Annotated in this window: 19 protein-coding genes; 7 read left to right on the top strand and 12 right to left on the bottom strand. The window is 60.3% G+C overall.

Features of this window, described 5'->3' with window-relative positions:
• The first annotated feature begins 240 nt into the window (after window positions 1-240).
• Window positions 241-951, top strand: coding sequence for an ATP-binding cassette domain-containing protein (locus CLM71_RS06055; protein WP_105230192.1), 711 nt, complete (start codon window positions 241-243; stop codon window positions 949-951).
• A 32-nt stretch (window positions 952-983) separates the two neighbouring features.
• Here CLM71_RS06055 and bioD read toward each other — a convergent pair whose 3' ends face one another.
• The 4 genes from bioD to bioB are packed head-to-tail and all read right to left on the bottom strand — an operon-like array spanning window position 984 to window position 4591.
• Window positions 984-1658, bottom strand: coding sequence for a dethiobiotin synthase (gene bioD / locus CLM71_RS06050; RefSeq protein ID WP_105230191.1), 675 nt, complete (start codon window positions 1656-1658; stop codon window positions 984-986).
• A complete protein-coding gene (gene bioC / locus CLM71_RS06045) occupies window positions 1651-2418 on the bottom strand; it encodes a malonyl-ACP O-methyltransferase BioC (protein WP_105233231.1) in 768 nt (255 codons plus the stop codon). Before bioC ends, bioD begins: the two co-directional genes overlap by 8 nt.
• A complete protein-coding gene (gene bioF, locus CLM71_RS06040) occupies window positions 2402-3553 on the bottom strand; it encodes an 8-amino-7-oxononanoate synthase (protein ID WP_105230190.1) in 1152 nt (383 codons plus the stop codon). Before bioF ends, bioC begins: the two co-directional genes overlap by 17 nt.
• Window positions 3554-4591, bottom strand: coding sequence for a biotin synthase BioB (bioB, locus tag CLM71_RS06035; protein WP_105230189.1), 1038 nt, complete (start codon window positions 4589-4591; stop codon window positions 3554-3556).
• 90 nt (window positions 4592-4681) lie between these two features.
• Between bioB and bioA the strand changes: the two genes are divergently transcribed.
• A complete protein-coding gene (bioA, locus tag CLM71_RS06030) occupies window positions 4682-5956 on the top strand; it encodes an adenosylmethionine--8-amino-7-oxononanoate transaminase (protein WP_105230188.1) in 1275 nt (424 codons plus the stop codon).
• A 3-nt stretch (window positions 5957-5959) separates the two neighbouring features.
• Here the strand turns inward: bioA and CLM71_RS24430 are convergent, their stop codons facing one another.
• The gene (locus CLM71_RS24430) at window positions 5960-6361 is read right to left on the bottom strand and encodes a YkvA family protein (protein WP_105230187.1); all 402 of its coding nucleotides are present in this window, start codon (window positions 6359-6361) and stop codon (window positions 5960-5962) included.
• 263 nt (window positions 6362-6624) lie between these two features.
• On the opposite strand from CLM71_RS24430, the gene CLM71_RS06020 reads away from it, so the two are divergent.
• Window positions 6625-7107 carry a kinase inhibitor gene (locus CLM71_RS06020; protein ID WP_105230186.1) on the top strand — a complete coding sequence of 161 codons (483 nt, stop codon included), beginning with the start codon at window positions 6625-6627 and terminating at the stop codon, window positions 7105-7107.
• A 180-nt stretch (window positions 7108-7287) separates the two neighbouring features.
• On the opposite strand, the gene CLM71_RS06015 is transcribed toward CLM71_RS06020, so the two are convergent.
• The 3 genes from CLM71_RS06015 to pgl all read right to left on the bottom strand — a co-directional run bounded on the left by CLM71_RS06015 (window position 7288) and on the right by pgl (window position 9483).
• A complete protein-coding gene (locus CLM71_RS06015) occupies window positions 7288-7641 on the bottom strand; it encodes a putative T6SS immunity periplasmic lipoprotein (RefSeq protein WP_105230185.1) in 354 nt (117 codons plus the stop codon).
• A 2-nt stretch (window positions 7642-7643) separates the two neighbouring features.
• Complete coding sequence (locus CLM71_RS06010) at window positions 7644-8186, bottom strand: type IV secretion protein Rhs (protein ID WP_105230184.1); 543 nt, start codon at window positions 8184-8186, stop codon at window positions 7644-7646.
• 304 nt (window positions 8187-8490) lie between these two features.
• Window positions 8491-9483 carry a 6-phosphogluconolactonase gene (pgl, locus tag CLM71_RS06005; RefSeq protein ID WP_105230183.1) on the bottom strand — a complete coding sequence of 331 codons (993 nt, stop codon included), beginning with the start codon at window positions 9481-9483 and terminating at the stop codon, window positions 8491-8493.
• A 174-nt stretch (window positions 9484-9657) separates the two neighbouring features.
• On the opposite strand from pgl, the gene CLM71_RS06000 reads away from it, so the two are divergent.
• A complete protein-coding gene (locus tag CLM71_RS06000) occupies window positions 9658-10479 on the top strand; it encodes a pyridoxal phosphatase (protein ID WP_105230182.1) in 822 nt (273 codons plus the stop codon).
• 30 nt (window positions 10480-10509) lie between these two features.
• On the opposite strand, the gene modC is transcribed toward CLM71_RS06000, so the two are convergent.
• The 4 genes from modC to CLM71_RS05980 all read right to left on the bottom strand — a co-directional run bounded on the left by modC (window position 10510) and on the right by CLM71_RS05980 (window position 13370).
• A complete protein-coding gene (modC, locus tag CLM71_RS05995) occupies window positions 10510-11577 on the bottom strand; it encodes a molybdenum ABC transporter ATP-binding protein ModC (RefSeq protein WP_105230181.1) in 1068 nt (355 codons plus the stop codon).
• On the bottom strand, window positions 11578-12267 hold the full coding sequence (gene modB / locus CLM71_RS05990) for a molybdate ABC transporter permease subunit (RefSeq protein WP_105230180.1): 690 nt from the start codon (window positions 12265-12267) through the stop codon (window positions 11578-11580). It abuts the gene before it with no gap.
• A complete protein-coding gene (gene modA / locus CLM71_RS05985; protein ID WP_105230179.1) occupies window positions 12264-13037 on the bottom strand; it encodes a molybdate ABC transporter substrate-binding protein in 774 nt (257 codons plus the stop codon). The genes modB and modA overlap by 4 nt, the downstream gene beginning before the upstream one ends.
• Window positions 13038-13226: 189 nt before the next feature.
• Complete coding sequence (locus CLM71_RS05980; protein ID WP_071889351.1) at window positions 13227-13370, bottom strand: AcrZ family multidrug efflux pump-associated protein; 144 nt, start codon at window positions 13368-13370, stop codon at window positions 13227-13229.
• A 325-nt stretch (window positions 13371-13695) separates the two neighbouring features.
• Here CLM71_RS05980 and modE point away from each other — a divergent pair, with 325 nt between their 5' ends.
• The 3 genes from modE to CLM71_RS05965 all read left to right on the top strand — a co-directional run bounded on the left by modE (window position 13696) and on the right by CLM71_RS05965 (window position 17085).
• A complete protein-coding gene (gene modE / locus CLM71_RS05975) occupies window positions 13696-14487 on the top strand; it encodes a molybdenum-dependent transcriptional regulator (RefSeq protein WP_105230178.1) in 792 nt (263 codons plus the stop codon).
• A gap of 90 nt (window positions 14488-14577) precedes the next feature.
• Window positions 14578-16050: a molybdate ABC transporter ATP-binding protein ModF gene (gene modF / locus CLM71_RS05970; RefSeq protein ID WP_105230177.1), complete on the top strand. Its 1473-nt coding sequence runs from the start codon at window positions 14578-14580 to the stop codon at window positions 16048-16050.
• Window positions 16051-16263: 213 nt separating this feature from the next.
• A complete protein-coding gene (locus CLM71_RS05965) occupies window positions 16264-17085 on the top strand; it encodes a CPBP family intramembrane glutamic endopeptidase (protein ID WP_105230176.1) in 822 nt (273 codons plus the stop codon).
• Window positions 17086-17363 lie beyond the last annotated feature (278 nt).

Genomic DNA, 17363 nt, shown 5'->3' with positions numbered 1-17363 from the left:
ACCGGCCTGCCGGCTTCACGCAGTCCGGCCAGCAGTAACGACAAACGGGGATAACAGCACAATAGAACGCTGAAAAACGCCCTTTTTGCCTGACTCCGCCGCCGTTTTGCCGCGTTTCGGGCGGCATTTTGTTCTGAACGTTAAAACACTCGGGAAAGCAAGCGTCAGTCGCGCAGGGCAATGCCACAACTATTGCCCTGATGGCATGAGTGAACAACCGACCGGTAAGGAGAATGCCGTATGTTGAGCCTGCGTTCAGTCAATCAGTTTTATGGACAGAGCCACACCCTGTGGGATATCAATCTGGAGCTGCCGCGCGGCCAGTGCACCGCACTGCTGGGGCGTAAGGGCGTCGGTAAAACCACGCTGCTTAACTGTATTGTCGGCCATCTGCCGGTGGTCAGCGGCAGCATGACCTGGCAACGCGCCGACGAAGCGCCGAAAAACCTGCTGCCGCAGGCGGTGGAGCAGCGCGCGGCGCTGGGCATCGCCTACGTGCCGCAGGGACAGCAGATCTTCTCGCAGCTCAGCGTCGAGGAGAACTTACAGGTGGCCCTGCTGGCTGGCAAACCGTCGCCGCAGCATATCCCGCCGCTGATTTACCAGCTGTTTCCCACGCTGGCGGCGATGCGCCTGCGGCGCGCCGGCGATTTATCCGTAGGGGAACAGCAGCAGCTGGCGATCTCGCGCGCGCTGGTGCGGGAACCGGAGCTGCTGATTCTGGATGAGCCGACCGCCGGCATGCGTCCGTCGATCGCCAGCGAGATTGGCGCTGCCGTACAGCGTCTGAATCGGGAATGGGGCATGACCATTTTACTGGTGGAACATCGCCTGACGCTGATCCGCCGTCTGGCCGATCGCTTTTTTCTGCTGGATCAGGGGCGCAACGTGGCGAACGGCACGCTGGCGCAGTTGGATGACGCTCTGATTGACGCCTATCTGACGGTATGATGCGATGGCGCGGGCGCATGGCCCGCCGCCGTTTACAATAATAACAGATCCAGATAGTGGCCCAGCGGCTGCTGCGCAATGCCTGCCAGATGGGGAATTTCCCCCAGCATCGGCGCCGGCAACAGGCGGTGCAGCGTCGCCAGATACTCCTGATGACGCCTGCCCGGCGGCGCGATATCGTTGGCGATCCAGCCGACCAGCGGCAGCCCCGCCTGACGGACCGCCTGCGCGGTCAGCAGCGCATGGTTGATGCAGCCCAGTTTCATCCCCACCACCAGAATCACCGGCAGCTGCTCGCCCACCACCCAGTCGGCGAAGCTCTGCGTCGGCGACAGCGGCGTAAACCAGCCGCCCGCGCCTTCCACCAGCAGCCAGTCGGCGCGCTGCTCCAGCCGCCGCAGCCCGGATGACATCACCGTAAATTCAATCGGCTGGCGCAGATCGGCGCTGACGATATGCGGCGACGTCGGTTCGGCAAAGGTGTAAGGATTCACTTCCTCGTAGGAGAGCGCCACGCCGCTGTGGCGCTGCAACGCCAGCGCATCCTCGTTACGCAGCCCCTGCGGCGTCATCTCGCTGCCGGACGCCACCGGTTTATAACCGGCGCTGCGGTAGCCCGCCAGATTTGCCGCCTGCAGAAGCGCGCTGCTGGCGATGGTTTTACCCACTTCGGTATCGGTGCCGGTCACAAACCAACGTTTAATCACAATAAATCACTCCATAAACCACATGATAACTGAGCGGCAATTCGCCGCGTTGACGCGGGTAAGCCGCCTGCAGCGCCGTCAGACGGCGGCGCGACAGCAGCCCCGCATCACGTCCCTGATGCAGATGAGTGGCGCCGATGCCTTTTAATGAGCGCATCAGCGTCATCACATCCGGGTAATGCAGCGTCTGCCAGCACGCTTCCATACGGTGACGATACGGCGCGCAGGCGGCCTCAATCTGCGCGAGCGGCAGGAAATCATTCACATGGCGCTCGCCGTCGACCTGCTGCCAGGCATCCCCCAGCTGATGCAGCGACCCCTGCGCCAGGGTGGAAAACAGCACCAGCCCGCCGGGCCGCGTCACGCGGCGCAGTTCCGCCAGACCGCGCGCCAAATCGCTGCACCACTGCACCGCCAGGCTGCTGAAGCTGAGATCGACCGCCGCATCCGGCAGCGGGATATGCTCGATATCTCCCAGCAGATAGTGCTGCGCCGCCTGCTGGCTGCGGGCAAACGCCAGCATGCCCGGCGCCAGATCCAGCGCCGTCACCTGTCTGCCCAGTTCCCGCCAGCGGCGGCTGAAATAGCCGGTGCCGCACCCGGCGTCCAGCACCTGCCGCGCCGGATGCGTAGCGCCGATACCCAGTAAGCGCTCGCCAACCTCGCGCTGCAGCACCGCCGCGGCGTCATAGCTGTCCGCCGCGCGGCTGAAGGCGGAGGCGACCGCCTGTTTGTTAACCGCGTCATTCACTGACGGCATGCAGCACCTCCAATAACCGATCGATATCCTGCGCCTGATGCGCCGCGGTCAGCGTAATCCGCAAACGCGCCCCGCCCGGCGGCACCGTCGGCGGACGAATGGCGCTGACCCACAGCCCCTGCTCGCGCAAGCGCTGCGCCAGCGTCAATGCCCGCTGATTGTCCCCCACCAGCAGCGGCTGAATCGCGGTCTGCGAATCGCTCAGCGTCAGCGGCAGGTCGGCCACGCCGCGGCGGAAACGCGCAATATGCTGTTGCAGCCGACTGCGCAGCGCATCGCCCTGCTGCACGCAGCGCAGCGCCGCCTGCAGCGCGCAAGCCTGCGCCGGCGGCATCGCCGTGCTGTAAATCAGATGACGGGCGAACTGCAGCAGATACTCGGCCAGCGGCTCATCGCACAGGATGGCCGCTCCGCTGACGCCGAACGCCTTGCCAAACGTCACCACCAGCGCTTCCGGCCGCACCCCCTGCTGCCAGCAACTGCCGCGCCCCTGTTCGCCGTGGACGCCGATGCCGTGCGCATCGTCCACCATCAGCCAGGCGCCGGCCTGTCGGCTCAGTTGCTGCAGCTGCGCCAGCGGCGCGCTGTCGCCGTCCATGCTGAATACGCCTTCCGTCACCACCAACTGCTGGCCGCCGCAGGGTTTGGCCAGTAAATCAGCCAGCGCCGCCGGCTGATTATGGCGAAAACGCCGCAGCTGCGCCGGTGAGTGAGCGGCCGCTTCCAACAGCGAGGCATGGCTGAGTTTGTCCGCCAGAATTCGGTCATCCGCCTGCATCAACGCCGCCAGCAGCGCCTGATTGGCGGCGTAGCCGGAGATAAACAGCAGCGCGCGCGGATAACCGAGCCACTGCGCCAGCTGCTGCTCCAGCTGCTGATGCGCCTCGCAAAAGCCGGTAACGTGGCCGGAACCGCCGCTGCCGACGCCGTACTGCCGCGCCCCCTGCTGCCAGGCGTCGATCACCGCCGGGTGCCGGCTCAGCCCCAGATAGTCATTGCCGGAAAAATTGAGGTAGCGCTGCTGATGCAGCTGGATATGGCGGCCGTTACCGCCCTGGTTAACCTGACGCGATCGATAAGCGGCGCTCGCGCGCCGCTCGGTTAACGCCTGCTCAATGCGTTGCTGCCAGCTCATTCAGGGCGCCGCGTTGTAAAACTCGGCGTTATCCGCCGTCAGCAGCTGCTGCGCCAGCACCTGCTGCTGCTGGTTGTCGCCGTGTTCGGTCGCGGTCTGCTCCGGGTTCAGCCCCAGCTTGCGGAACAGCAGCAGATCCTTGTCTTCTTCCGGGTTCGGCGTGGTCAGCAGCTTGCAGCCGTAGAAAATAGAGTTGGCGCCGGCCATAAAGCACATCGCCTGCGTCTGCTCATTCATCTGCTCACGCCCGGCGGACAGGCGTACGTATGAGCACGGCATCATAATGCGCGCCACCGCGATGGTGCGGATAAAGTCGAACGGATCGACGTCTTCGTTATCCGCCAGCGGCGTCCCCTTGACCTTGACCAGCATGTTGATCGGCACGCTCTCCGGCGGCTTCGGCAGGTTGGCCAGCTGTACCAGCAGGCCGGCGCGGTCGCGCACCGTCTCCCCCAGGCCGACGATGCCGCCGGAGCACACTTTAATCCCGGCGTCGCGCACGTTGTCCAGCGTATCCAGACGCTCCTGATAGCTGCGGGTGGTGATGATATTGCCGTAGAATTCCGGCGAGGTATCCAGGTTGTGGTTGTAGTAATCCAGCCCCGCTTCCGCCAGACGCCCGGCCTGAGATTCGTCCAATGTGCCCAGCGTCATGCAGGTTTCCAGCCCCATCGCCTTCACGCCCTGCACCATCTGTTGCAGATACGGCATATCGCGCTCATGCGGGTTTTTCCACGCCGCGCCCATGCAAAAACGCGTTGAGCCGGCGGCTTTCGCCTTGCGCGCCGAATCCAGCACCTGCTCGACCTGCATCAGGCGCTCCGCTTCCAGCCCGGTTTTATAACGCGAGCTTTGCGGGCAGTATTTACAGTCTTCCGGGCAGGCGCCGGTTTTAATCGACAACAGCGTACTGACCTGCACCTGACGCGGGTCAAAGTGCCGGCGGTGTACGGTTTGCGCTTCAAACAGCAGCTCAAGCAGCGGCTTCTCAAACAGGGCTTGGGCTTGCCCCACTGTCCAGTGAATACGGTCGGCCATCACGGCGTCTCCAAAGCAAAAAAAGTGTCGTCAGTTTAGATATTGTGGATATACTGTCAACCATTCTGTAATTGATTTGGTTTACAACTTATGTCTCTGTCTCCCGCCGATCTCGACTTCGATCAGCGCCATATCTGGCACCCTTACACTTCGATGAGCCACCCGCTGCCCTGCTATCCGGTAGAGGCGGCGTCCGGCGTGGAACTTCAGCTGGCCGACGGCCGTAAACTGGTGGACGGCATGTCTTCCTGGTGGGCGGCGATCCATGGTTATAACCACCCGCAGCTGAATCAGGCCGCCGTCCGGCAGCTTGAAAACATGTCGCATGTGATGTTCGGCGGCATCACCCATCCGCCGGCCGTCGCGCTGTGCCGCAAACTGGTGGAGATGACGCCATCCGCGCTGGAATGCGTGTTTTTAGCCGATTCCGGCTCGGTAGCGGTGGAAGTGTCGCTGAAAATGGCGCTGCAGTACTGGCAGGCGCGCGGTGAAAAACGCCAGCGCATTTTGACGCTGCGCCACGGCTATCACGGCGATACCTTTGGCGCGATGTCGGTGTGCGATCCGGATAACTCGATGCACAGCCTGTATCAGGGCTACCTGACACCGCATCTGTTCGCCACGGCGCCGCAGTGCCGTTTTGACGATGAGTGGGATGAACAGGATATCGCCCCCTTCGCCGCGCTGCTTGAACAGCACGCCGGCGAGGTGGCCGCGGTGATCCTGGAGCCAGTGGTGCAAGGCGCCGGCGGCATGCGTATTTATCATCCGCACTATTTGCGCCGGGTACGGGAACTGTGCGACCGCTACGATGTGCTGCTGATCGCCGATGAGATCGCTACCGGCTTTGGCCGCACCGGCAAACTGTTCGCCTGCGAACACGCCGGCATTACGCCGGATATTCTGTGCCTGGGCAAGGCGCTGACCGGCGGCTATATGACGCTGTCCGCCACGCTGACCACCCGCCACGTGGCGGAAACCATCAGCAACGGCGCCGCCGGCTGCTTTATGCACGGCCCGACATTTATGGGCAACCCACTGGCCTGCGCGGTGGCCCACGCTAGCCTGACGCTGCTGACGGAAAACCACTGGCAGCAGCAGGTCGCGGCGATCGAGCAGCAGTTGCAGCAGCAGCTGCTGCCGCTGAAGGCCGCGTCCAACGTGGCGGACGTGCGCGTGCTGGGAGCGATTGGCGTGGTGGAGATGAAGCAGGCGGTGGATGTGGCGCAGGTGCAGCGGGAATTTGTAGAACGCGGCGTGTGGATCCGGCCGTTCGGCAAGCTGGTTTATCTGATGCCGCCGTACATTATCCGGCCCGAACAGCTCAGCCGTCTGACCGATGCCATCACGGCCATCGCGGACTGAGTATTACCAGTGCTGGTCCAGATAACGGGCCAGCCAAACCAGCGCACCGATCCACAACAGGATAATCATTAACATCGCGAAACGACCGCGTGGATTATCGATACGCTGCTGTGCCTTGCGCCGCAGCTCCTCCATCAGCGGTTTCGGGATCAGGCGCACCGCCAGCATAATGCCCAGCGGCACCAGAATCACGTCGTCCAGATAGCCCAGCACCGGGATAAAGTCGGGGATCAGATCGATCGGCGATACCGCATAGCCCGCCACCAGCAGCGCGATCAGCTTGGCGTACCACGGCGTGCGACGGTCGCGTGCCGCCAGCCACAGCGCCACAATATCGCGCTTGATGCCTTTGGCCCAACGGCGCAGCCAGCCAAACCACGGCGTACGTTTTTTCAGTGAAATCATGATGACGTCATTACAGGATGGGCAGCCTTACGGTCTGTTAACGGTTTCGCCCGCACGGCCGGCGTGATCTCTTCGCGGCGGGCGTCAGACGGTAAATTCAGCGTTTAACTCTATGCACAATCCGCCAGGCGCGCAACCGCCAATGTTGCCAAACTGTAAATCGTTGTTATCGGCGCCGGCTATCAGCGCCACGCCGGGGTTGTGCCGGGACGGTAAAACGGGCTAGTTTGAAGGTTCGCTTTATTCGTCAACAGGAAACCAGCATGACTTTTCGTTTATACAGCAATGACCTGCAGGACGGCGCCACCATGCCGGAGGCGCAGGTATTTAACGGTATGGGCTATCAGGGGGGAAACCTGTCGCCGCATCTGGCGTGGAGCGGCGCGCCGGCGGGCAGCAAGAGTTTCGTCGTTACCCTGTTCGACCCCGATGCGCCGACCGGCTCCGGCTGGTGGCACTGGGTGGTCGCCAATATTCCGGCCGACGTGAATGAACTGCCGACCGGCGCCGGCTCCGGCCAGCCGGGACTGCCCGCCGACGCGATTCAGACCCGCACCGATTTCGGCCAGGCCGGTTACGGCGGCGCGGCACCGCCGCAGGGAGAACGCCACCGCTACCAGTTCACCGTACACGCGCTGGATGTCGAGAGCATTGAGGTCGATGCAAACGCCAGCGGCGCGATGGTCGGCTTCAACGTGCACTTCCACAGCCTGGGCAGCGCCAGCCTGACGGTGCACTACAGCTAATAGATCGCGGAGCGCGGCAGACGTGCTCCGCGATTTGACAGACGGCCTCTTTCTTAAATTCAGGTGTAAATCATGGAGTGCACAAATCCTTCCTTTGTGCACAAAGTATACGCCAGGAACACCTACCGCCATCGGGACAGATCGATAACACGCTCAAAATATTTTATAACATCTGTATTATCAATGTGCGGCAGTAAATTCAGCCGTTACTAAATATGATTCTGGTTCCTCAGATTTGACATTATAAGCGATTGAATACCGCTCATCAGGTGTAAATTTAAATCCGAACAGGGGCAGGCATTCTCCCTTAGGGACATAAACAGGTTTATCATCAAAGATCTTGTGAAGAGGTTCGCTTTTATCACTGTTTATTTGAATAGCCGTAATCCGCTCTTGTGGTTCCAGTGGCGACACCACACAAACATGATTATCTTTAATTAACACTGTTGTTGATTCTCGATCTACCATTCGATCACCAGGGCCAGGACATCCCGTCAAGAAAAACACGGCAGCCAACAGAATCCTGTTTTTCATGATTACCGTCCTTTCCCACTCACTATTTTCTGATAAAGCGAAGGTATATTTCTCATCTTGTCCACCCCCCTGTATTTTCCCATTTGCCCTGCTCTCTGATAGAAATACCATTTATCGATTCCATAAACCAGCAGCAACCAATAATCAGCAAGAATAGATGCTTGCTGCTCTAGAGAGTAATCTGTCAACTTATATTTATCTAGTCTATACGTATATTCAGCAGCCCAGCTAAAAGCACCCCGCAGTCTAACCCATTGCCCATGCTGATGTTGCCATACGTGCGCTAATTCATGAATAAAAACATATTTATCTTCGACAAAAACTGAGTTCGAAGAAAAATCATCTCTGTACATTGACTTTCTGTACCATAGTTCCCCATTGGGGGTCATAGCATAGTTTTGTTTCTGCAAACCGAACGGTAAATAACTATCACAATGAATCCAGACACGACTATAAACTATCGAATCACCGAAAACCCGACGAGCCATTGCAATCTCGCCTATTGTCATTCGGCGTAATGTTCCTTCCTCAGCCTGTGCGCTCATAAACCACTCTCCTTGTATGATTTATCTACATCGTAAAATCATTAGTTGAAAGAGTCTATAGACGGACAATAGCAGCTATGTGTAATGATCTTTCCCCTTTAGCCATTAACAGCGGAAACCTACGGCGATATGGAGGCGTTAGCCCTGCTCACACTCTGCGCGATACCAGCGGCAATCATTGCCATGCTGTGCATCACATTCGGCAGAAAAGCCAAAAATTAATCCCGGCCGGAGCCGGGATAATATATCAGCCTATAGAGGGCATCTTTAGCCATACTAAAAGCCGTCCCCCCCTGCGGCAGGCTTACTTCGCCAGCACGCTGACCCACATCGGGCCTTTGCCTACCGGGTAACGCGCCAGATCCTTCAGGCTGCCGTCCGCCTGAATGGCATGCACCGCCAGGTGGTCGGATTTTTGCCCGACGGAAAGCACAAAGCGGCCGCTGTGATCGATATTGAAGCCGCGCGGCTGCTGCTCGGTCGGGTAGTGGCCGATAACGCTCAGCGTGCTGCCGTCCGCCGATACCGCGAAGGCGCTCAGAATGCTGGCGGTACGGTCGCTGATATACAGGAAACGGCCGTCCGGCGTGAGGTGAATATCCGCCGCCCAGCAGGTACCTTCAAAGTCCGCCGGCATCGCGTTGATGGTCTGCACCGTGGTGTAGCGCTTGCCATCGTCCTCAATCGCCAGCACGTCCACCGTGCTGTCCAGCTCATTCACCAGGTAGGCGTAGCGTTGGTTGTCGTGGAACGCCATATGACGCGGACCGGCGCCGGCGGCGGTCGCCACGCTCTGCTGGCTGTGCGGCGTCAGCTTCCCGTCCAGGCTCAGATCAAACAGACGCACGCGGTCTTCTTTCAGACACGGCACCAGCAGCAGCTGGTTGGTCGGATCGATATTGGCGGAGTGCGGCGCGGTCAGGCCGTCCAGCTGCTGCAGCGGCGCGGTCACCACGCCATCGTGGCCGATTGGGCTGATAGTGGCGTTGTTGCCGCTGTAGGACACGGCGAACAGATAACGGCCCTGCAAATCGGTGGAGAGGTGCGTCGGGCTGCCCGGCAGCGGCGCCATGCCCGCTTCCTGCAGCGTGCCGTCGTGCTCAATGCGATAGCTCACCACGCCAAACGCCGGGCGTACGCCTACGTACAGATGGGTGCGGTCCGGGTGAATCGCCATCGGCTGTACCTGTCCCGGCACCTCGACGGTTTGCAGCAGCGCCAGCGCGCCGGCGTCATCCAACTGCCAGACGTGGATTTGCTGGCTTTCCGGGCTGGCGACATAAACGATTTGCTTCATGTTGGCTCCTTACGAGAAAAAGAGAAACCGGTTTCATCTCAATCGGTTTTCTCTAGCTTACCTGACAAATGAGACATAACAAGCCTGGCGAATCAGCAAATTCCCTGTGGTTTTATCCGTCGGTGATCGGGTGTACTATCGGATTAATTTCCATACTAATTATTCGAGACATCTATGACCTACCGCGTTATCGCCCTCGATCTGGACGGCACCCTGCTGGACACCCAAAAACGTATCTTGCCGCAGTCGCTGGAAGCTCTGGCGGCGGCGCGCGCCGCCGGCGTCAAAGTGGTAGTGGTGACCGGCCGCCATCACGTCGCCATTCATCCGTTTTATCAGGCGCTGGAACTGGACACGCCGGCTATCTGCTGCAACGGCACCTATCTGTATGACTTCCAGCAGCAAAAGGTGCTGGCGGCCGATCCGCTGCCGAAAGAGCAGGCCAAGCAGGTGCTGCAGATGCTCAGGCAGAGCGGGATCCACGGCCTGATGTATGTGGACGATGCGATGCTGTATCAGGAGCCCAGCGGCCATGTGACCCGTTCGCTGGCCTGGGCTGAGAAGCTGCCGCCCGCACAGCGCCCGACGCTGCTGCAGGTCGACAGCCTGACTCAGGCCGCCGACGATGCGCGCTCAATCTGGAAATTCGCCACCTCGCATGCCGATACCGCGGCTCTGCGCGAGTTTGCCGAAACGGTGGAAAAAGAGCTGGGGCTGGCCTGCGAATGGTCGTGGCACGATCAGGTGGATATCGCCAAGAACGGCAACAGCAAGGGCAAACGCCTGCGTCAGTGGGTGGAATCTCAGGGGCTGACGATGGATCAGGTGGTGGCCTTCGGCGATAACTACAACGATCTGAGCATGCTGGAAGCCGCCGGCCTCGGCGTGGCGATGGGCAATGCCGACGAGGCAATCAAACAGCGCGCCGATCTGACCATCGCCGATCACCTGCAGCCCGGCATCGCCGAGGTTATCCGCAGCCGCGTCCTGGCCTGACACCGTGCGCCCTCTCCGCCCGGAGAGGGCTTAACGCGCTTCGCGGCTGATTGAGACGCTTTTTACCTGCGCATACAGCCACTGGCCCGGCTTAATCGCCAGCTCATCACGCGCCCACGGGGTAATACGTGCCCACAGCACGCTGTCGCCGACCAACAGTTTCACCTCTATCTGCCCGCCGACTTCCAGGCACTCTATCACCTTGGCCGGCAGAATATTACGGATGCTGCTGTTATGCGGCGCCTGCAGCACCAGCGAAACGTCGGCGGCATTGATACGGATACGCAGCTGCGTGCCGATTGGCGCATCCACCGCGCTGACCCACAGGCGTTGGTCCCCCAGCCGCAGTGCGCTCATCGCATAGCGCTCATGGTGTTCAATCACGCTGACGTTCAGCACGCTGCTTTGATCTTCCCGCTGCAGCCACGGCCGCAGCGCATTGCTGGCCCACACCGCCTCCAGATCGCCGCAGGCCAGCACCTGACCGCGGTCCAGCACCATCACCTGGCCGGCCAGCCGCAGAATTTCATCCATACTGTGGCTGACGTACAGAATCGGGATATTGACGTCCTGCGCCAGCCGCTCCAGATACGGCAGCAGCTCGCGCTTACGCGGCAGATCGAGCGACGCCAGCGGCTCATCCATCAGCAGCAGCTCTGGCGCGGTCAGCAGCGCGCGGCCGATCGCCACCCGCTGTTTCTCGCCGCCGGAAAGCGTCAGCGGCAGGCGACCCAGCAGCGCGCCGATACCCAGCAGGTCGACGATATTATCGAACTGGGCGCGCATCGACGCCGCCATGCCGTACTGCAGATTACCGCGCACCCGGTAGTGCGGGAACAGGCGCGCATCCTGAAACACATAGCCGATATGGCGTTTTTCCGGCGGCAGACACAGGCCGCGTTCACAATCCACCAGCGTGCGTCCGTTCAGGACAATGCGCCCGCTGTCCGGCCGGGTCAGGCCGCCGATCGCGTTGATCAGTGAGGTTTTCCCCGCGCCGGACAGACCGAAAATTGCCGTGATGCCCTGCGCCGGCAGGCTCTCTTTGACCTGCAGTTGCAGATCGCCGAGGCGCTGGCTGAAATCCAATTCTAACATTCAGCCTCCCATCCGCTTGCGGCCCCAGCGGGCCAGCCACTCGGACGCCATCAGCGAACACAGCGACAGCACGATGGCAATCACGCACAGGCGCGCGGCGGCGCCCTCCGCCCCCGGCGTCTCAATCAGGGTGTACATCGCCAGCGGAATGGTGCGGGTTTCACCGGGAATATTGGAGACAAAGGTTATGGTGGCGCCAAACTCCCCCAGCGAGCGGGCGAAGGCCAACACCACGCCGACAATCACCCCCGGCAGCGACAGCGGCAGGGTTATGGTGAAAAACACCCGCCACGGGCTGGCGCCCAGCGTGCGCGCCGCCTGTTCCAGGCGCCGGTCCACCGCCTCCAGCGCCAGGCGGATCGCCCGCACCATCAGCGGAAACGCCACCACCGCCGACGCCAGCGCCGCGCCGCGCCAGCTGAAACTAAAGCTGAAGCCGAACCAGTCATACAGCCACTCACCGATGACCCCGCGCCGTCCCATGGCAATCAACAACAGGTAGCCGACCACCACCGGCGGCAGCACCAGCGGCAGATGGATAATGCTGTCCAGCAGCGATTTGCCGGGGAAATTACGGCGCACCAGAATCCAGGCGGTCAAGATGCCCAGCGGCAGGCTGCAAACCACCGCCAGACTGGAGACCTTCAGGCTCAGCGCCAGCGCCTGCCACTCATACTCGCTCAGAATCATTGCCGTGGAGAGAATCCGTAACGTTTAAACACCGCCGCCGCCTGCGGGCTTTTCAGGTAGGTATAGAACGCGCTGACCGTCGGGCTATCGTGGCCTTTGACCATCGCCATCGGGTATTCCACCGGTTTGTGGCTGTCCGCCGGGAATACGCCGACCACCTTCACTTTATTACTGGCCAGCGCATCAGAGCCGTAAACAATACCCAGCGGCGCTTCCTGCCGCTCCACCAGCGCCATTGCGCTGCGCACATTGTTGGCGCGCGCCAGTTTCGGCGCCAGCTGCGGCCAGGCTTTCAGGCTCTGCAGCGCTTCTTTAGCGTAAATACCGGCCGGCACGTGATCCGGATCGCCAACCGCCAGACGCTCGCCATTGAGCAATTTCTGCCAGTCGGTGTGCGGCGTGATCGCCACCTTATCCAGTTTGCTGTCTTTGGCGGCAATCAGCACCAGATCGTTGTCCAGCAGCGTGTAGCGGCTGTCTTTGACCATCTGTTGCTTGTCGATGGCATAGTCCATCCACTGCTGGTCGGCGGAAATAAACAGATCGGCCGGCGCGCCCTGCTCAATCTGCCGCGCCAGCGTCGAAGAGGAAGCAAATGAGGAAACCACCTGCACGTCTTTGCCCTGCTGATACTGCGTAGCAATCTCCTGCAGCGCGTTAGTCAGCGATGCCGCGGCGAATACGGTCACCTTGTCCGCGGCAGACGCCTGCATCACCAGACCGGACGCCAATACCGCACCGCCCAGCCACCGAGTCCATTGCTGTTTCATTGTTAATTATCTCCCCCGTCGCAGGACGGATTGCATTCGTTATATAAAAAATAATATAACGATAGACTGCGGCTTGTCATGCGCTTTGTCGGCCCAGTTCCGCGGTGGTCGTCAAGAGATATCGGCAATAAGGAAAAAAACTTGAACTCCCCGCCACGCATCGCGCGGCAGGGAGTGGAGAAGGGAAAATCAGCTGCGTTTTTCTTTCGCCGGACCGGCTTTGGAGAAGATGTTGAACACTTCCGCCAGACCATAAATTAAACCGAGGATCACCGCCATGACTACGGGAACCATAACTACAGCAAATACTAAACTTTTCAATAATTCCAACATACTCGCCTCACTTATACTGCCTTGCTGAACGACGGCCTGAATCCGGTGGCTGACACGTTTGCGGCTGTCGCTTTACGGTATCGGAAATTCACGTTAAAAACAGGGTTATTGTAGCGGCTGTGGCCCCGAAGTCCTCAGCCAAACGTGCTGAAATATTCGGCTATGCTACCTCAACGCGGGAAAAAATAATGCGATATTTGGCGCATTGTCGTCAGATCGGTGACAATAGCGCATCATATATCGCGCCAGCGCCGCCTCTCCGCCCTATAACCGGAAGCCCGCACCGCGGCGGATAGCCACTTTTTTGCAGCCTACGGAACGTACCATGCAGGCCGAAATACTTCTGACATTAAAACTGCAGCAAAAACTGTTTGCCGACCCGCGCCGCATCGCCCTGCTCAAGCAGGTGGCCCATACCGGCTCCATCAGCCAGGGCGCCAAGCTGGCAGGCATCAGCTATAAAAGCGCCTGGGACGCCATCAATGAGATGAATCAACTGGCGGAACAGACCGTGGTGGAGCGCGCCACCGGCGGTAAAGGCGGCGGTGGCGCACAGCTGACCCACTATGGGCAACGGCTGATCCAGCTGTACGATCTGCTGGGGCAAATTCAGCAGAAAGCCTTCGACGTGCTGCAGCAGGATCGGCTGCCGCTGGACAGCCTGTTGGCGGCCATCTCACGCTTCTCCCTGCAAACCAGCGCCCGCAACCAGTTTTTCGCCACCGTGACGGCGCGCGAGCAGCAACAGGTGCAGCAACACATTCAGCTGTTGCTGGCCGACGGCCACACCCGGCTGACCGCCGCCGTCACCGAACAGAGCGCCGACCGCCTGCAACTGGCGCCGGGCAAAGAAGTGCTGGCGCTGATCAAGGCCCCCTGGGTGACGCTCAGCACCGATGACGCCGGCGACGACGCGGCGGATAACGTACTGCCCGGCCGGGTCGCCCATATTCAGCCCGGCGACGCGTACAGCGAAGTGCTGGTTACCCTCGCCGGCGGTGAAACGCTGTGTGCGACGCTGGACAATCAGCAGCTGCAGCAGTTGCAACTGCAGCCGGAGATGCCGGTTAACGCCCTGTTCAATGCCGATCGGGTGATTATCGCGACGCTGTGCTGAATGCAATGTGTCGTTGCATTTTTGTCAATTGACATCCGCCGGCGATGCGCTTATTTCTAAACCAAAGAGTTGCAAAAAAAGGAATAAGTGATGTCGTCATTGCGCATTTCGCAAGGTTCATTTCGTTTAAGCGATACCCGCACCCTGTCGCTGGAGACGCTGGAGATCCGCGCCGGCGACAGTTGGGCGTTCGTCGGCGCCAACGGCAGCGGCAAATCGGCGCTGGCCCGTGCGCTGGCTGATGAGCTGCCGCTGCTGCGCGGCGAACGCCACGGCGACTTTCAGCAGCCGGTGCGCCTCTCTTTCGAACAGCTGCAGAAAATGCTCAGCGATGAGTGGCAACGCAACAATACCGACCTGCTCAGCCCTGACGAAGAAGATACCGGCCGCACCGCCGCCGAGATTATTCAGGAAGAACATCCGTATCCGGCGCGCTGCGCACAGCTGGCGGCGCAGTTCGGCATCAGCGCGCTGCTTGAGCGCCGTTTTAAATATCTCTCCACCGGCGAAACCCGCAAAACGCTGCTGTGCCGCGCCCTAATGGGGCAACCGGACCTGCTGATTCTGGATGAGCCGTTTGACGGGCTGGACGTCGCTTCGCGCGCCCAGCTGGCCGAACTGTTGGCGCAGCTGGCGCAACAGGGCTATACCCTGGTGCTGGTGTTAAACCGCTTTGACGAAATCCCCGACTTTGTTCAGCAGGTCGGCGTACTGGCCGACTGCACGCTGGCCAGCCAGGGCCCGCGCCAACAGGTGATGGCCGACGCGCTGGTGGCGCAGCTGGCGCACAGTGAAAACCTCGCCGGTCTGGCGCTGCCGGAAAGCGAGGATCCGCAACAGCAGCCTGCCCTGCCGGTGGATCAGCCGCGGATCGTACTGCGCGACGGCGTGGTCAGCTATAACGATCGTGCCATCATCGATCGTCTCAGCTGGCAGGTGGATCCCGGCCAGCACTGGCAGATCGTCGGCCCGAACGGCGCCGGTAAATCTACGCTGCTCAGCCTGATCACCGGCGATCATCCACAGGGCTACAGCAACGATCTGACCCTGTTCGGCCGTCGCCGCGGCAGCGGTGAAACCATCTGGGAGATCAAACGTCATATCGGCTACGTCAGCAGCAGCCTGCACCTAGAGTACCGCGTCAGCAGCAGCGTGCGCAACGTGATCATTTCCGGTTTCTTTGACTCGATCGGCATCTATCAGGCGGTATCCGATCGTCAGCGCCAACTGAGCGAACAGTGGCTGCAGCTGCTGGGGCTGGGCGGCGCCCAGGGCGAAACACCGTTCCACAGCCTGTCCTGGGGGCAGCAACGCCTGGCGCTGATCGCTCGTGCGCTGGTGAAGCACCCGGCTCTGCTGATCCTGGATGAACCGTTGCAGGGGCTGGATCCGCTTAACCGCCAGCTGGTGCGCCGTTTTATTGATGTGCTGATCGGCGAAGGCACCACCCAGCTGCTGTTTGTCTCGCACCACGCGGAAGACGCCCCGCAGTGCATTACCCACCGCTTAAGCTTTATCCCCTCCGGCGACGGTTACCGTTATCAGCAAGAGCCGCTGCAGTAATTTTTTTCATCAGGCGGGGGCCGCCCCGCCTGGCTGCGCGGCAAACACCGTAGCCAGGCGCTCACTTTTCCTCACTGCACCGACCTTCAGCGCGATTCGCTTGTGTTACTATCCGCCTAATCTCCATTTGACCGGCCGGCGGCAGTATTCCGGCGGAGTCATGGCGGTCTTTGAAAGCGGGTGTCGCATATTTATGTTAAAGGGATAATCGTTATGTGGGGCGTACTGTCGACTGCACTATTTTTTCTGCCGTTTAACCGTCTGATCGCCTGGGTGATTTTGGCGGCATCGGCCGGTATGGGCATCTATCATCAGATTCTGACGCCGCAGGGAGCCGCGTACCTGGCCGTTATCGCTCTGGCCGCCGGGCTGCGTCATCACTACCGCGCCAACGCCGGGCTGTCCGTCGCACTGGAAGTCCTGCTGCTCGCCAGCAGTCTGGCGCTGTTTCTGCACCTGGTGCCCGGCATCAACAATCAGCTGATGGTGGACGGCAGTAAGGCCGGGCCGCTCAGCGCGCCTTATACGCTGCGCTATAACTTTGATAAGGCGCTGCTGCCGTTCCTGCTGTTCGCCTGTTTGCCGACGCTGTTCAACAGCGGCAAAGCGGCGAAAAACGTCGGCAGCCTGGCCTGGCTGCTGCTGATTCTGTGCGTGCCGCTGTTGTTGCTGCTGGCGGTGGCGCTGGGCGGCCTGAAGCTGGAAAGCCACTTCCCAAGCTGGATATTGCCTTTCATGATGGCCAACCTGTTCTTTGTATCGATGGCGGAAGAAGCGCTGTTTCGCGGCTACCTGCAGCAGCGGCTGACCCAGTGGCTGGGCGCCTGGCCGGCGCTGGTGATCGCCGCCCTGCTGTTTGGCGCGGCACACTTCCCGTCCGGCATGCTGATGGCGATCTTCGCCACGCTGGCCGGGCTGTTGTATGGCCTGGCCTGGATGTGGAGCGGACGCCTGTGGGTGCCGATCGCACTGCACTTTGGCCTGAATATGACGCATCTGCTGTTCTTTACCTATCCGTTCTATCAGCATCCTTAATCCCCGCCGCCGGCAGCGCTCGTCTGTCGGCGGATACTATGGATGAAAACGCTACCACACACCTGATTTCTCCATACGAAAAGGCCAGGGCTGTTGCACCGGCTCCTTCTGTGGTAAAGATCCTTACCTTAATGTAAACGATTCCATTTTTCGCTCTGGATCACCTTTTCATGCTCGCAAATATGCTATCTTTTAGCCATTATTTAGCTGACGCTATCCAATGAATGGCCGAATAATACGCAGTGTAATCGTTACCACTACGTATAAAAGATGCCGAA

The organism is Serratia sp. MYb239 (assembly GCF_002966855.1).
Lineage (GTDB): Bacteria > Pseudomonadota > Gammaproteobacteria > Enterobacterales > Enterobacteriaceae > Serratia_B > Serratia_B rhizosphaerae.
Note: the sequence above shows the minus strand (reverse complement) of the source record. Positions and strands in the feature narration are given on the sequence as shown.

What these genes read in the sequence shown, in the direction of transcription:
- bioA (WP_105230188.1), top strand. Translation starts at nt 4,682, where the DNA reads ATGTCTCTGTCTCCCGCCGATCTCGACTTCGATCAGCGCCATATCTGG.
- modA (WP_105230179.1), bottom strand. Translation starts at nt 13,037, where the DNA reads ATGAAACAGCAATGGACTCGGTGGCTGGGCGGTGCGGTATTGGCGTCC.
- bioF (WP_105230190.1), bottom strand. Translation starts at nt 3,553, where the DNA reads ATGAGCTGGCAGCAACGCATTGAGCAGGCGTTAACCGAGCGGCGCGCG.
- CLM71_RS24430 (WP_105230187.1), bottom strand. Translation starts at nt 6,361, where the DNA reads ATGATTTCACTGAAAAAACGTACGCCGTGGTTTGGCTGGCTGCGCCGT.
- CLM71_RS06020 (WP_105230186.1), top strand. Translation starts at nt 6,625, where the DNA reads ATGACTTTTCGTTTATACAGCAATGACCTGCAGGACGGCGCCACCATG.
- CLM71_RS06000 (WP_105230182.1), top strand. Translation starts at nt 9,658, where the DNA reads ATGACCTACCGCGTTATCGCCCTCGATCTGGACGGCACCCTGCTGGAC.
- CLM71_RS06015 (WP_105230185.1), bottom strand. Translation starts at nt 7,641, where the DNA reads ATGAAAAACAGGATTCTGTTGGCTGCCGTGTTTTTCTTGACGGGATGT.
- pgl (WP_105230183.1), bottom strand. Translation starts at nt 9,483, where the DNA reads ATGAAGCAAATCGTTTATGTCGCCAGCCCGGAAAGCCAGCAAATCCAC.
- CLM71_RS05965 (WP_105230176.1), top strand. Translation starts at nt 16,264, where the DNA reads ATGTGGGGCGTACTGTCGACTGCACTATTTTTTCTGCCGTTTAACCGT.
- modB (WP_105230180.1), bottom strand. Translation starts at nt 12,267, where the DNA reads ATGATTCTGAGCGAGTATGAGTGGCAGGCGCTGGCGCTGAGCCTGAAG.
- bioB (WP_105230189.1), bottom strand. Translation starts at nt 4,591, where the DNA reads ATGGCCGACCGTATTCACTGGACAGTGGGGCAAGCCCAAGCCCTGTTT.
- bioC (WP_105233231.1), bottom strand. Translation starts at nt 2,418, where the DNA reads ATGCCGTCAGTGAATGACGCGGTTAACAAACAGGCGGTCGCCTCCGCC.
- CLM71_RS06010 (WP_105230184.1), bottom strand. Translation starts at nt 8,186, where the DNA reads ATGAGCGCACAGGCTGAGGAAGGAACATTACGCCGAATGACAATAGGC.
- modE (WP_105230178.1), top strand. Translation starts at nt 13,696, where the DNA reads ATGCAGGCCGAAATACTTCTGACATTAAAACTGCAGCAAAAACTGTTT.
- CLM71_RS05980 (WP_071889351.1), bottom strand. Translation starts at nt 13,370, where the DNA reads ATGTTGGAATTATTGAAAAGTTTAGTATTTGCTGTAGTTATGGTTCCC.
- modC (WP_105230181.1), bottom strand. Translation starts at nt 11,577, where the DNA reads ATGTTAGAATTGGATTTCAGCCAGCGCCTCGGCGATCTGCAACTGCAG.
- modF (WP_105230177.1), top strand. Translation starts at nt 14,578, where the DNA reads ATGTCGTCATTGCGCATTTCGCAAGGTTCATTTCGTTTAAGCGATACC.
- CLM71_RS06055 (WP_105230192.1), top strand. Translation starts at nt 241, where the DNA reads ATGTTGAGCCTGCGTTCAGTCAATCAGTTTTATGGACAGAGCCACACC.